The following is a 13,298-nucleotide window of genomic DNA, read 5'->3' on the forward strand; positions in this document are numbered from 1 at the left end:
TTTCTTTGCCATGCATTATCAAGAAACTATCCCAAACTTAAGCAAAAAATCCCTGCTATGATTCGATACGTTTCGCATTTCGGTATTATTAAGAAGTACCAAACTTCCATTATCTTACTGAACAGTTATGTGGACGATACGCTATTAACCTTATTGAGAAAACGAAATGCAGATGTAACTGCCACCGCCGGTCTCATACAATTTTTCCTGTAGGGGGAAACATTCTATAAAAATTCCAAGAAGTTGTTTTTGTGCTATATTTGAATAGGTTTGTTGTTTTTAAGTACTAAAAAATATTATATCGAAATCTAGTGTTTCCTAGTGTTAGTTTACTGTATAGGAAGACGTCAATTTAATTTTCATAAAACTCCAAAACGTATCTAACTGAGGCAACAGGATTATCTTTCTTACTTGAGGGCAGATTCAACATAATTATCGGACAACTATAACAGACTGATATAAAGATAGTTAAAAATAATAATAAAATCACTTTTTTGCAAATTATTACAAAAAGATTATCCTTGAACGTGTTATCATTGAATCATAAAAACCGACTCAAGAGATACTTGGCTTATGTTCAATTAAATTGTACAATAGACAAAAACAAGACTACTTCGTATAGCATAAAAAAGCAGTCCTACCGAGAAAGAACTGCCTAAGCTATTTTGATTAAAGTGCTTACTTTATCTTTGCATTTTCCTAAATTCCTCCGGACTAACACCGTGTTTTTTCTTAAAAAAAGTGATGAAATAAGACAAACTGTCAAATCCCAGTTCAAATGAAATTTCAGATATATTCTTGAACGTATGATACAGCAACCGCTCCGCTTCCAGCAGTATTCTGTCGCGTATCAATTCACCCACACTTTTATTCCGTCTGTCTCTACAGACGCGGTTCAGATAATTTGTTGAAATGTTCAGCTTCTCTGCATAGAACGAGGGAAACCGTTCCTTTTTATAATACTGTTCGAGCAATTGTTCGAATGCTCGAACTCTATTCTCTCTTTCCTTATTGTAAGACGTAGCCAAACGTAGACCACTGCAACGTTCTAGCATTCCGAGTACAATATTCAAATAAGACCGCAAGATCGTTTTAGAATCTTTGTCTGACAGTTTGAGCTCATCACGCATCGAATCCATCATCATGCGCCACTTGGCAAAGTCTATATTATTTTCGAAGTGCTTATATACTGCATTACTCTTTAAAAAAGAAAAGTCATGCAACACGTTATCATTGTAACGTTGTGTAAAAAAAGCTTCCGTAAAAAGCAAAATCCAACCTTTCGCTTCTTTATTTATTTCAAATGTGCAGACACTGGATGGGGCAATGCTTAGCGCTTCTCCTTTTTCAATCTGTACGATCGACTGATCGATGGCAAACCTCCCCCCTTCTTCCTCAAAATAGATGATCGTATAGAACATTCTTTGATTGGGCAAGGACAGAAAACCGTATTGCTGATTAAAGGTGTGAAGCGGAGTGACGGTAAAACCTATATTCGGATTTTCCATATCTTCCAGTGTCAAAACGTTTATTTCTTCTGTTCTGACAACCATAATAATATTTCCTTAATTTAAATAATCGATGGATTAATTAGCTAAGGAATATCGGTGGTTTGAAGATGCTAAAGCAAAATCCGTTGGACAAAGGTCCGGAAGAAGTCGGTCTAAAAACAATATCTTTAACGAGTTGTTGAATAGGTCTTTTGTGGTTATCATCGAAAACAGGTAAAACCATAACAAACTCGAGCAACTTAACTTTTATCTGTGCATCGTCGTTACTTGTTTCCTCTTTAATTTTTTCTTCCAGATAACAGGATCCTTTACATATGGGAATGGTTTCAAATCGATTGATACATAGCTGTCCTGCGATGTAATCGCGGTTGAGCTGAAAACCCAGATAAATCCATATACTGCTTGTGGACTGCAGGATAACAGCCAAAAGCAACGATATGTACATGAATTTTTTCAAAACTGAGCGAATTTAATAAAATTTACTTTTCTTTTTTTAGTATAGCGATGTCTTTCAACAGCCTTTTTGTTTCTTCCTTTGATGTGCCATCATATACTCCCCGGATATGAAGATCCTTGTCGACTAAAAGAAGGCCTCCACTATGCGTAAAACCTCCGGGAGCCAGACTATCAGGATATGCAATTGCATAATAAGATTTGTCCGCCAAGCGCATTACCTCTTCCTGATTCCCATACAGAAAATGCCATTTATTACCTTTTGCCCCTATTTTATTAGCGTACGCTTTTAGGGCAGGTATGGTATCCCGTTTCGGATCTATGCTATACGAAAGTAGAAGCACGTCGTCCATGCTTTGGGTTTTCTCCTGCACCTCTTTCATCTGAACGATCATCTGGGGACAGATTGTCGGACAAGAAAGGAAAATAAACGATGCCACGTGTATTTTGTTCTTCAAACTATTTGAGGATACTTCCATACTATCTTGATTGAGCATCGTAAACGAGTCAATTGTCGGATAAATGGTAGTCTCCCCCTGCGTTGAAGCTGTGCCCAGATAAGGCAATCTGATCTCCTGACAAGAGGCAAAACTAAACGCCATTAATAACAACAAGACTCTATTCATAAAGTGCTGACAAATATTAGAATTTCATATCCAAATATACGTTTTCTCACCTTAAACCTTTTGTGTCGACTCCCACGATATTCTATTTAAGTTGCTTTATGCACGAAAACCTAAACCAATAGCACGCTTATGTAGCTGTCAGAAAATATAGAGCGGAAACTTTGTATGAAAATTTGGTACGCCCCAGTCTAAGGTAGGAACATAGATAACCTACTTTTTTGTTTCCGAATGATTTTAAAATTTCTATAAATAGATTACTAACATTATTTCGAGTGAGATATACAAAAACACTTTATTTGCTAATGGTTTGGCTCATAAGTAAAAAAGGACGGTAAAGCATTAAAACCAACCGTCCTTTTTGAAATTTTAAAAGGATTTAATTTCCCCAAAACTCGTCTTCAGCAGCCTGGTCTTCTGAAAACAACCAAACCTGAACAATCTTCTCATCCACCACTTCAAACAAATCCACACCGTTCATATCCACTGTTCTTTCTCCAATTTTACCGCTAAAACGAGTAGGAAATGAAACTAAATTCCCGTTAACCATCAAAGCACCAGTAGGATCGATAACCAATGAACCTTCTGTGGCTACCATCATATCGCCTAGCATTTTGCCAATGGCATCAAGACCTATTTTGGTTCCGGCAAATTGATGGTTTCCCGGTTGGTGCCATTTGGCATCCGGACTAAAATGTGAAAATGCGGTAGGAATATCTCCTTGCGAAAGGGCTGCTGAATAAGCCGTTACTACTTCTATTGCTGTCATAATACTTGTTTTAAAAATTTCTAATTATTAATACTTTTTTCACTTTCCGAAAAATCCATCATCTACCGGAGAATCTATTCTTTGAGCTTCTAACCAGCCACTTGTATTCCATACAATTTTTTTTACGTCATTTGCTTTTGCTGCATCAATTACGTTCTTGGAATATTGCAAATCATCAAAAGGATTGGGAAGCGATACAGGAATCATAAAGGCAATTGCATCCACGCGGTTGGTAATTTCGTTAATTCTATCTGCATCAGCTAAGTTTGCCAAAACCGGCCTTGCCTCCGCCTGTTTCAACTTCTCAAAACTATTTTCTGAGCTTGTCGCAGCAATTACTTCTGCACCTTTTTTCTTTGCTTCACCTAGTATGCCGAATTGTTGTGAGCCTGTAGCTCCAAATACTAATATTCTCATTCTCCGTTTATCTTATGATAACTTGTACAAAAATACACTATTACTTACCTTTGCACAAGTACTTACCTATGAGTTTGGTACCTACTAAATGGTTAGAATTGTTGATTATCAATGGAAAAAAACTTAAAAAGAAATCCACCTTGCGATGATAGTTGCCCTGTTAGAGCGTCTTTAACTTTACTAGGTGGTAAATGGACATTAATGATATTGTTCCAAATCAACGAGGGTGTAATGCGGTACGGTGAATTGAAAAGGGCTGTTACTGGTATCAGCGAAAAAATGTTGATTCAGGAATTGAATATGCTTGTCGAGAATAAATTAGTCAGCAAAAAAGTCTATCCCGAAATTCCCCCGAAAGTAGAATACCGGCTCACCGAATTAGGATTCAAAACTTTGCCAATTGTGGATCAACTGGCTCAATTCGGATTGGAAAATTTAGTGTAACAAACCCTACTGACAGCGGTATGTTAATGACCCTACAGAATTAACTTTTTAATGAATGGGCAGTTCGGTATTACATTGTGGGCTGATGCATCAATAAGGAATGAAAGGCTTAAAAGAGATTGGGATAACCGATATCTGTAAATTTGACCAAGTTTACAGCAATTTGCCATGTATATATTTAATATAAGTTGGATAAGGTAACTTATGCACGAAAACCTAAATCAATGGCACGCTTAAGTTTATGCTCGTGAATATATAGAGTGGTAACTTTGCGTACAATTATTGGTATAATCTGATATAAGGAAAAAATATATGCAGTCTTTCAAATTTCTTAAAGCGTCTCTTTTGTTTTTTAGTATTTCTGTCTTTCATTCTTGTATTAACCAAAACAAGGACGAAGAAAATCTCCCTATTATGGGTGAGAAGGAAATTGTATTGGTCGAAGAAGATGGTAAACAAATTAACGACACGATATACCACACTATTCCAACATTCCGCTTTGTGGACCAGGATAGCGTCTGGATTTCTAATGAGGATGTAGCGGACAAGATATATCTTGCAGATTTTTTCTTTACACGTTGTCCAACTATATGCCCGTTGCTTGCCAAAAATATGCTGATAATCGCAAAGGAATTTGAGAACGAAAAGCGGTTCGTTATTTTATCCCATACCATTGACGATAAACATGATACACCAGCTGTGCTAGGCGATTATGTCAAAAAACTTGGAGCGCCATTAAATTGGAGATTCTTAAACGGACCTCAGGATGCTGTTTATACGATTGCAGGCAAAGAAGGTTATTTTTCGTATGCAGAGGAAAACCCCGATGTCCCGGGAGGTTTTGACCATAGCGGCGCATTTACACTGATAGATACCAAAGGCCATGTTAGGGGTGTTTACGATGGCACGAGTGAAGAAGAAGCAACAAAGGCAATAGAAGACATCCGAAAATTATTGAAACAACTGTAAACGCTTTAACCAAATTGAAAAAGATCATATCTTTCTTACTCCTTATTGTACTTGCTTTCCAATGTCTGGGAAGCATGGGGGTATTTGTGTGGTTTGAAAGTAACCGATCATTTATTGCAGCAAACCTTTGTGAAAATAGAACCCGGCCTGAAATGCATTGTAATGGTCAATGTGTGCTCATGAAAAAGCTCAAAGCACTCGATGAGAAATCTTCTGATAAAAGCCTTCCGCAAAATGTAAAATACGAGACCTTCATCTGCCTGATTCAAGATTGGTTCGTTATGCCCAAAAGTATTTCTGTTCGTTTAGAAAATAACTATGTAGCCCATTATAATGCTTACTACAGCTTTATCCATTTAAAGAACAATTTCCGCCCTCCTCGATTCCAAGCCTGATTTATCCCTATAAAATTAGTTGTGCTGTGATTGGCCAAAGGATGCTGTTATTCTTCCAGCGGCCGACATGGTGATTTTGGTACTGAATAAAATCGAGAATGAAATCAATTTACTTTGGAAAAGTATCCATGCTTTTAGGTATTGCGTGTATGGCTTTGGTATACAGTTTAACCGGGTGCGGAAATAATACACAAACCCCAAAAAAAAACCCGATCGACACGGCAGTTCATACGGTTGATATAAACGCCTTAATCAGAATTGCAGATACTACGTTAACCGACAATAAGGTGAGTGTATTTGCGCAAGACAGTCTGACAAGCAAAAACGAAACAATTTATATTCAGGTCACGGGCCTCGATGGAGCCCCCACAACGGATGCTCTTCTTGACTACGATGTTGTCATGGACATGGGAATGGTGTCACATGGGGGTCCCTATTATCCTTTAGTCGATTTGGGCAATGGGCTATTTAAGGCCGAAGTTGTCTTTATCATGGCCAACATGGATGATATGGGCGAAGGATGGGTATTGCATACGATTCTTAACAAAAAAGATAGCTTATCTTTTCTTTTGCCCATCGCTGAGGCGAAGCCTGCGCGCACTATCCCCGTGGGCACCAAAGATGATGGCCAGGTGTTCGTTAGTCTATTGCTACCAAACGAAGTGCAGACTGGTGCACAATCTATCGGCTTCACGCTTCACAGGATGGATCATAACGTTTTTCCTCCTTTAGATAACTATACCGTGGAGGTAGAATCCTTTATGCCGGATATGGACCATGGTTCTCCTAATAATGAAACTGCTATAGGTGAAGGTAATGGACGTTATAACGGAAAGGTCAATTTCACCATGAAAGGCTCCTGGATAATCAAAGCGAACCTGTTTAAAAACGGAGAAAAGGTATCCCAGGAAGAACTGGTATTTCCTGTAGAAGTTAAATAAATAACAAACCAATTAGCATAATAATTAGAGAAATGAAAAAGCAAACCCTACTTTTTGTGGCTGTAGCTGCATTGGTATTCACATCCTGTGAAAAAACCGAAATTAAAGAAGTCGAAAAAATTGTTTACGCCAACCAGGCAGGGACTTTGTCGCTGACATTTGATGCCCAATATGGTGATGGAGATTTTGAGTTAAATAAGAAATACCCCTATCAGCTGGTTAATTCGGGTAGTACTTACGATATGGAATTTGAATTTAATCGTCTTCGTTATTGGGTCAGTAATGTCAAACTAATTGACAAAGACAATAAAGAGCATGCCGTACCTGACTCCTATTATCTGGTGGAAGAAACCAACGAAATAGTTGTACCACATCTGGTCAATGGAGAGAAGTATCCGGCTACCAAGCGCGAAGAAGTGATGATCAAGGACATCCCTTTTGGTGAATATAAAGCCGTTAAATTTTCTATCGGTGTGGATCAAAAATACAATGACAATATCGCGTTGACAACAGGTGAGCTTGGTTCGCTGAACGGTATGGGGGTCAGTGATGGATGGATGTGGTTCACCAGTTACAAATTCCTGACCTTAGCTGGAACTATTCATTGGGCAGACGGAACACCAACTTCGAAAGCGCTGTCTTGGGAAACGGGTTCAAATGAATTATTTAAAGGTGCCGAAAAAACCGTAGACCTGACTACACCACTAAAAATTGACGCCCAAAACTCAGGGAAAGTCACTTTCAAGGTGGACGTAAAAGAGCTGCTAGCGGCGACCGATCTACCGTGGGTAAATAACAGTATCAGCCAAAATAAAAAAGAACTGATGAAAGCTCTTCGCGATGCTTTCTTGAGTAAATCTTTAACATTCAAAGAAGCGGGTTCGGCTTCTGTGGAAGCAAATTAATGTCTATAAAGCTAAGAAATAAACACGTCACTGGCGTCTTCGTCCTTGTGGTTGGGGTGCTCGGCGCATTGTCCTGTTCAAAGGAGGATGACTTACCCATTACCGGCGAGCAGGAGATTCCTTTTGCTTTTCGTCAGCCCGTATTTTTTCCCGAAGCGGTCAAATCCGCTATCGATCCCAAAACGAATCTGCCCTCAAATCCGCTGACCAAAGCGGGGGTTGAACTGGGCCGGAGACTTTTTTACGATCCTATTTTGTCCGCCAACAGGCAGGTTTCCTGTGCAAGCTGTCACCACCAAGGAAAAGGATTTTCCGATGGAGTGGCTATTACCACGGCTGGTATATCGGGTAAACCGTTGGAGCGGCACTCGCCCACATTGATTAATCTAGCGTGGACAGACAACGGTTTTTTCTGGGACGGAGGGTCGACGAATCTGGAGTCGCAGGCCTTTGGTCCGCTGACCCATGCAGATGAGATGGGCATGTACCTACCCGTGCTGGTAGAACGGTTGAAGGCAGATGCTACTTACATTAAATTATTTCAAACAGCATTCGGAGAGCTACCGAGTGAGCATCGAACGGCTATGGCACTATCGCAATTCCAGCGGATGTTGATCTCGGCAGATGCTCCATATGACTTATACCGTCGAGGAGAACAGCTGGACGCGCTATCTACCGGCCAGCTTCGCGGACTGAATCTGGTTCGCCAAAAGTGTGGCAGTTGCCACACGGGGGAACTATTCACGGATAATGGTTTCCACAATAACGGGATAGACGATGATTTCTCGAACGGATCGAATGAGGGAATTTATTGGGGCAGATACCGTATTACCTATAATGCATTGGATTTGGGTGCTTTCAAAACACCTACGCTACGCAATGTGATGGTAAGCGCACCCTATATGCATGATGGACGATTTAAAACGATAGATGAAGTACTAAATCATTATCGTTTCGATATTAAAGATACCCCTGTTACCGCTTCGGTATTATACCAGAACAACGACCGGGTCGGCATCCCCATGACAGACAAAGAAGTCGAGGAAATTAAGTCGTTTCTCAATGCGCTTACTGATGAGACATTTTTGGCGAACAAGGATTTTTCAAATCCTTTTAAATAATTGATATGAATTATAAAATGATAAAAAGAAACTGGAAGAATATGGCGACCGCATTTGTAGCGTGTTGCTTTCTTCTATCGGCCTGTAAAAAGGACGACGATATTATTGACGAAACTAAAATGGGCGATTTCTCTATTGAATTCGACCATATCGTCGGGGAAGACCGATTATATATCGACCCTAACTATCTGTACCGAAATGCAAAGGGCGAGCAATTCAGCATACGTATCCTGATGTATTATATAAGCAACATCAAGCTTTACAAAGCTGACGGGAGTAGCTTCACCGTTCCGCAGGACGATAGTTATTTTATGGTGGATGGATCAGACAAAACTACCCGCTTCACAAAGGTCAAAGTGCCAGAAGGAGATTACACGAAAGTTGAGTTTATGATCGGGGTCGATCAGGAAAGAAACATGATGCCCATGGAACGTCGAACGGGCGTGCTTTCTTTCAATCCAGGAGAAGGACACGCAGGAATGTTCTGGACATGGAGCCAGGGTTATATCTTCTTTAAACTCGAAGGGAACAGTGCGGTAGTATCCGATGATCAGCAAGGTGACCCTACTGGTAATCAACAATTCAAATATCATATCGGTGGTTTTGGTTATCCTTTTGATGACCCCGAAGCAATGAATAACATTAAAGTGATAACCGTAGACCTTACCAAGACAAGTGGTGACCATTTGGCACATGTTCGGGAGGGTTTAAGAAGTAATGTGCATTTAATGGTCGATGTGATGCAGATCTTTAACGGTCCCTACAAATTGAGTATAGCCGATAAGCCTAATGTCATGTTCAACAAAGAAGATAGTGGGAATATCGCAGGTAATTTTGCTTCCCTATTTACGCATGACCATAGTGAAAACTATGTACGAAGTGAAGAAGAACTTTCATCGAATTAATAAAACAAAGAAGAGATGAAGAAAATAATAGCTCTTACCGCAATTCTTGCTTTGATATGGGCCTGTAAGAAAGGAAATGACATCTTGGAGGACGAGAAAACATTCTTTGGATTTGTACAGCCTTCCAATTTTCCCAAGCCTGCCTATGACCTTTCCAGAAACCCCGTAACAAAAGATGGTTTTGAATTGGGGAAAAAGCTGTTTTATGAACCACGGCTTTCCCGAAACAATACCATTGCCTGTGGGAGTTGTCATATACAAGGCGCTGGATTTACACATCACGGCCATGACGTAAGTCACGGGATTGATGACCGGCTGGGGACACGTAATCCCATGCCGATTATGAACTTGGCCTGGCACAATGAGTTCTTTTGGGACGGTGGTGTATTTGATCTCGACTTGTCAGGAGTAAATGCTATACATAGTGAGGTGGAGATGGACGAGACGGTACCCAACGTCCTGCTCAAATTAAGAGCCCGTCCGGAATATCCTGCGTTGTTCAAGAAAGCTTTCGGGACGGAGGAGATTACAGATGTATTGTTTTTTAGGGCCTTGTCGCAATTTATGCTCATGGCTACCAGTAGTGATTCCAAATACGACAAAGTGATGCGTAAGGAAGAAGGTGCTTCCTTTTCTGAATCGGAACAACGTGGTTATCTGTTTTTTCAGAATAACTGTGCGAACTGCCACAAAGAACCCCTATTCACGGATCTTAGCTACCGCAACAATGGTATACGTCCCAATAGAAGTGATGACAAAGGAAGGGCTATCGTAACGGGTAACGTAAATGACGAATACAAATTCAAGGTACCCTCTTTAAGGAATCTTTCATTTACCGCGCCGTATACACACGACGGACGTTATCTGACCGTGAGCCGTATGCTCGATCATTATCGTCATGACATGGTAGATTCGCCGACACTGGATCCGCTGTTCCAGCAATCTGACGGCACGTTGGGCATTACCATGAGCGAGGATGAAAAAACAGATTTAATGGCCTTTCTGAAAACATTGGAAGACCCTACCTTTTTGTCAAATAAATTACTTTCAGAACCATTCGGGTCTGATCTTATCGTCAATTAAATATTGGAATATGAGAAAGAAAATTATACTGTCGATTTTGTCCGTTGTCGCACTACTTGCGAATATGCCTGTGTCAGTAGCCTGTGATGTTTGTGGTTGCGGCGTAGGAAGCTATTATCTGGGTATCCTACCGGACTTTAACAAACGTTTCGTGGGTCTACGATACCAACAGAATAGACTACAGACCCACCTCGGCCCTAACGGTATCCGCACACCGAATTCAACCAATGAAACCTATCGTACGATGGAACTTTGGGGTGCATGGAATTTCGGAGAACGATGGAGAGTGATGGCTATTATTCCGTACAGTTTCAATGAGCGGACTATTGGTAACAACGGCTTGGAAACCGGAAAGAAGAACGGTCTTGGCGATATTGTTATTATGGGGCATTACAAGCTTTTGGATGACGTCCGTACGACAGGAACGAACAAACTTCTTATTCAGTCCTTATGGCTGGGGGCAGGAATCAAGACACCTACCGGTGAATATGATACCAGTGAGCAATCCAGTGCAGAGATGGGCGCTCCGAACAACTTCCAATTAGGAACGGCGAGTACTGATTTTATGATTAATGCAGCCTACGATATCCGCTTGATGGATGCCGGTCTTAACGTTAATACAACGTATAAAATTAACACAGAAAACAAGCATGAATATCGTTATGCCAATAAATTAACGATTAATGCACTGGCATACTATAAATTCAATATTAAGAACAAAGTACGTATTTCTCCCAATACAGGTGTACTATATGAAACCCAGCCAAAAGATGTGCTTTATAACCGTTTTGATCTCGTGCAGTCTGGTGGCCATTCCACCATGGGAATTGCAGGCATTGAAATCAATATCGGGGCAATCTCGATCGGCGGAAATTTTCAGACTCCGATCAACCAAAATCTTGCTGACGGACGTATAAAGGCAGAAAATCGTTTTATGACCCACGTGTCATTCTCCTTTTAATTTCACAACTAAAATAAACAGATATGAAGAGATTAAATATATTACTATTCGTTGGTCTTCTCACGACAGCGATTGCCTGTAATAACAACCCAAAGACAAACAGTTCGGAAACTCCACCGGAGGCAAAAGTAGACCAACCTAAAGAGATGGTCGTCCACGATTACCTTAAAGAGGGCAACAAAGGGATCGGACCTATCAGGTCATTTACACAACCTCAATTTCAGCAGCGTGTTGCGGATGATGGCAACAAGCTTTTCATAGTGAAGTGTACGATGTGTCATGAACACGGTGAAGACAAGCTGGGCCCAGCTTTAAAAGGTGTTACAAAGAAAAGAACACCGGAATGGATCCTGAATTTAATGTTAAATACACAGGAAATGTTCGATAAGGATCCAGATGCACTTGCCCTAAAAGACGACTTCGAAAGTATGATGGTCAGTGTTGGCCTGAATGAACAGGAAGCAAAGTCTATACTGGAATACTTAAGACAGGAAGATGCAAAAACGAATTAAAACTAAAATCCATTTATCATGAAAACCACAAATAGAAGAGATTTTGTTAAGAATAGTTTAATGCTGGGTACAGGTTTATTTTTAACCAATAAGACATTTGCAGGTAGTATCTTAGAATCAAACGCAACTAGCAAATTTAAGTTCGAGATAGCCAAACTAAACTACCCCTACAGCGACCTCGAGCCCGTCATCGACGCCGCTACTATGGAAATTCACTACGAACGCCACTATGCGGCATATGTTAAGAATGCGAATGATGCAATTATCGCAGACAATGTATCGGCAAGTGATGCAAAGGATTTATTTTCTCGCATATCCCGCTATTCTACTAAGCTCCGTAATAATGCTGGAGGTGCATTTAACCATGAACTTTTTTGGTCTATCCTTTGTAAACCGACACAAAATAACTTACCTGCGGGTCAGCTCGCCCAAGCAATCAGTAGCAATTTTGGATCGTTAGAATCTTTTAAGGAAGAATTTACTAAAGTAGCATTGGGGCAGTTTGGCTCGGGATGGGCATGGCTGGTTAAAGACGGTAATAGATTAAAAATTGGTGGAACGCCCAATCAAGATAATCCTTTAATGGATGTGTCGTCATTCAAAGGTACTCCGATCTTGGGACTCGATGTGTGGGAACATGCTTATTATCTGAACTATCAGAACAAGCGTGCAGACTATGTCGATAAATGGTGGGAGATTGTAAACTGGGAACATGTCGCACAACTATATCGTACATCTAAATAAATTAATCATATACAATAGACAATATGATCAAAAAGAGTTTTTTTCCATCGCATCATTGGCGATGGTGGCATCTTGTTCTAAGGATACGGGCCTTGTGGAAGTAGTTGGTGGAGATCTTTCTATCGCGTTTGACAATGTCGTAGGCAACGAGAATTTCGCACTTGATAAGGCTTTCGACATTGATGGCAAGATCTATAGGTTTAATAGTTTTAGATATTGGGGGGTGAGCAATATCCGATTACAAAAACAGAATGGCGAATGGATCGAAATCCCAAACTCTTACTATCTCATCGAAGAAACTAAAGACATTCTTATTCAGGATGGAGCTTATACCTCCCCTGCCAGAAAGCGAGGGCAGATAAACCTTCAAAAACTACCTATCCGAAAATTTGAAAATCCTTTCGATCCGGTAAACGATGTCGTTGATCGCTAAGGGCGAGCGCAGGCTCTTAATTTACGACCGAAATTGTCAAATGACAAGTCTTGCGAAAAATGTGATGCCTTCCTTTGTTTAAATAATTTAAAAAGATATGAGTCAAACAATT

The 13,298-nt window shown here is 40.3% G+C and carries 17 protein-coding genes and 1 pseudogene; 13 read left to right on the plus strand and 5 right to left on the minus strand.

Annotated features, from left to right (window positions below):
• Positions 1 to 213, plus strand: a pseudogene (locus FM107_RS19635) (hypothetical protein); the annotation flags it as partial.
• 470 nt (positions 214 to 683) lie between these two features.
• On the opposite strand, the gene FM107_RS00560 reads toward FM107_RS19635, so the two are convergent.
• The 5 genes from FM107_RS00560 to FM107_RS00580 form a co-directional block, all read right to left on the minus strand.
• On the minus strand, positions 684 to 1,553 hold the full coding sequence (locus FM107_RS00560) for an AraC family transcriptional regulator (RefSeq protein ID WP_086946586.1): 870 nt from the start codon (positions 1,551 to 1,553) through the stop codon (positions 684 to 686).
• Positions 1,554 to 1,590: 37 nt separating this feature from the next.
• Positions 1,591 to 1,968 (minus strand): hypothetical protein, encoded by a 378-nt coding sequence (locus tag FM107_RS00565; RefSeq protein ID WP_179204354.1) that lies wholly within the window; start codon positions 1,966 to 1,968, stop codon positions 1,591 to 1,593.
• A gap of 22 nt (positions 1,969 to 1,990) precedes the next feature.
• Positions 1,991 to 2,590 carry an SCO family protein gene (locus FM107_RS00570; RefSeq protein ID WP_086946588.1) on the minus strand — a complete coding sequence of 200 codons (600 nt, stop codon included), beginning with the start codon at positions 2,588 to 2,590 and terminating at the stop codon, positions 1,991 to 1,993.
• 376 nt (positions 2,591 to 2,966) lie between these two features.
• Positions 2,967 to 3,356 carry a nuclear transport factor 2 family protein gene (locus FM107_RS00575; RefSeq protein WP_086946589.1) on the minus strand — a complete coding sequence of 130 codons (390 nt, stop codon included), beginning with the start codon at positions 3,354 to 3,356 and terminating at the stop codon, positions 2,967 to 2,969.
• Positions 3,357 to 3,395: 39 nt separating this feature from the next.
• Positions 3,396 to 3,773 (minus strand): SDR family oxidoreductase, encoded by a 378-nt coding sequence (locus tag FM107_RS00580; RefSeq protein ID WP_086946590.1) that lies wholly within the window; start codon positions 3,771 to 3,773, stop codon positions 3,396 to 3,398.
• Between the two features lie 111 nt (positions 3,774 to 3,884).
• Between FM107_RS00580 and FM107_RS00585 the strand changes: the two genes are divergently transcribed.
• The 12 genes from FM107_RS00585 (at position 3,885) to FM107_RS00640 (ending at position 13,186) form a co-directional block, all read left to right on the plus strand.
• A complete protein-coding gene (locus FM107_RS00585; protein ID WP_086946591.1) occupies positions 3,885 to 4,217 on the plus strand; it encodes a helix-turn-helix domain-containing protein in 333 nt (110 codons plus the stop codon).
• A gap of 414 nt (positions 4,218 to 4,631) precedes the next feature.
• Complete coding sequence (locus tag FM107_RS00590; RefSeq protein WP_179204355.1) at positions 4,632 to 5,186, plus strand: SCO family protein; 555 nt, start codon at positions 4,632 to 4,634, stop codon at positions 5,184 to 5,186.
• 179 nt (positions 5,187 to 5,365) lie between these two features.
• On the plus strand, positions 5,366 to 5,581 hold the full coding sequence (locus FM107_RS19445; RefSeq protein ID WP_179204356.1) for a hypothetical protein: 216 nt from the start codon (positions 5,366 to 5,368) through the stop codon (positions 5,579 to 5,581).
• A 98-nt stretch (positions 5,582 to 5,679) separates the two neighbouring features.
• The gene (locus FM107_RS00600) at positions 5,680 to 6,522 is read left to right on the plus strand and encodes a FixH family protein (protein WP_086946594.1); all 843 of its coding nucleotides are present in this window, start codon (positions 5,680 to 5,682) and stop codon (positions 6,520 to 6,522) included.
• Between the two features lie 32 nt (positions 6,523 to 6,554).
• On the plus strand, positions 6,555 to 7,427 hold the full coding sequence (locus FM107_RS00605) for an MbnP family protein (RefSeq protein ID WP_086946595.1): 873 nt from the start codon (positions 6,555 to 6,557) through the stop codon (positions 7,425 to 7,427).
• The gene (locus FM107_RS00610; protein WP_086946596.1) at positions 7,427 to 8,548 is read left to right on the plus strand and encodes a cytochrome-c peroxidase; all 1,122 of its coding nucleotides are present in this window, start codon (positions 7,427 to 7,429) and stop codon (positions 8,546 to 8,548) included. Before FM107_RS00605 ends, FM107_RS00610 begins: the two co-directional genes overlap by 1 nt.
• Before the next feature lie 5 nt (positions 8,549 to 8,553).
• Positions 8,554 to 9,453 (plus strand): MbnP family protein, encoded by a 900-nt coding sequence (locus FM107_RS00615; RefSeq protein WP_256959261.1) that lies wholly within the window; start codon positions 8,554 to 8,556, stop codon positions 9,451 to 9,453.
• Positions 9,454 to 9,468: 15 nt separating this feature from the next.
• The gene (locus tag FM107_RS00620) at positions 9,469 to 10,536 is read left to right on the plus strand and encodes a cytochrome-c peroxidase (protein WP_086946597.1); all 1,068 of its coding nucleotides are present in this window, start codon (positions 9,469 to 9,471) and stop codon (positions 10,534 to 10,536) included.
• Positions 10,537 to 10,546: 10 nt separating this feature from the next.
• Positions 10,547 to 11,497, plus strand: coding sequence for a hypothetical protein (locus FM107_RS00625; RefSeq protein WP_086946598.1), 951 nt, complete (start codon positions 10,547 to 10,549; stop codon positions 11,495 to 11,497).
• Positions 11,498 to 11,520: 23 nt separating this feature from the next.
• Positions 11,521 to 12,009 carry a cytochrome c gene (locus FM107_RS00630; protein WP_086946599.1) on the plus strand — a complete coding sequence of 163 codons (489 nt, stop codon included), beginning with the start codon at positions 11,521 to 11,523 and terminating at the stop codon, positions 12,007 to 12,009.
• Between the two features lie 18 nt (positions 12,010 to 12,027).
• Positions 12,028 to 12,753 carry a superoxide dismutase gene (locus FM107_RS00635; RefSeq protein ID WP_086946600.1) on the plus strand — a complete coding sequence of 242 codons (726 nt, stop codon included), beginning with the start codon at positions 12,028 to 12,030 and terminating at the stop codon, positions 12,751 to 12,753.
• Positions 12,722 to 13,186 (plus strand): MbnP family protein, encoded by a 465-nt coding sequence (locus FM107_RS00640; protein WP_086946601.1) that lies wholly within the window; start codon positions 12,722 to 12,724, stop codon positions 13,184 to 13,186. The genes FM107_RS00635 and FM107_RS00640 overlap by 32 nt, the downstream gene beginning before the upstream one ends.
• Positions 13,187 to 13,298 lie beyond the last annotated feature (112 nt).

Origin of the sequence: Sphingobacterium sp. JB170 (assembly GCF_900163865.1) — a bacterium.
Lineage (GTDB): Bacteria > Bacteroidota > Bacteroidia > Sphingobacteriales > Sphingobacteriaceae > Sphingobacterium.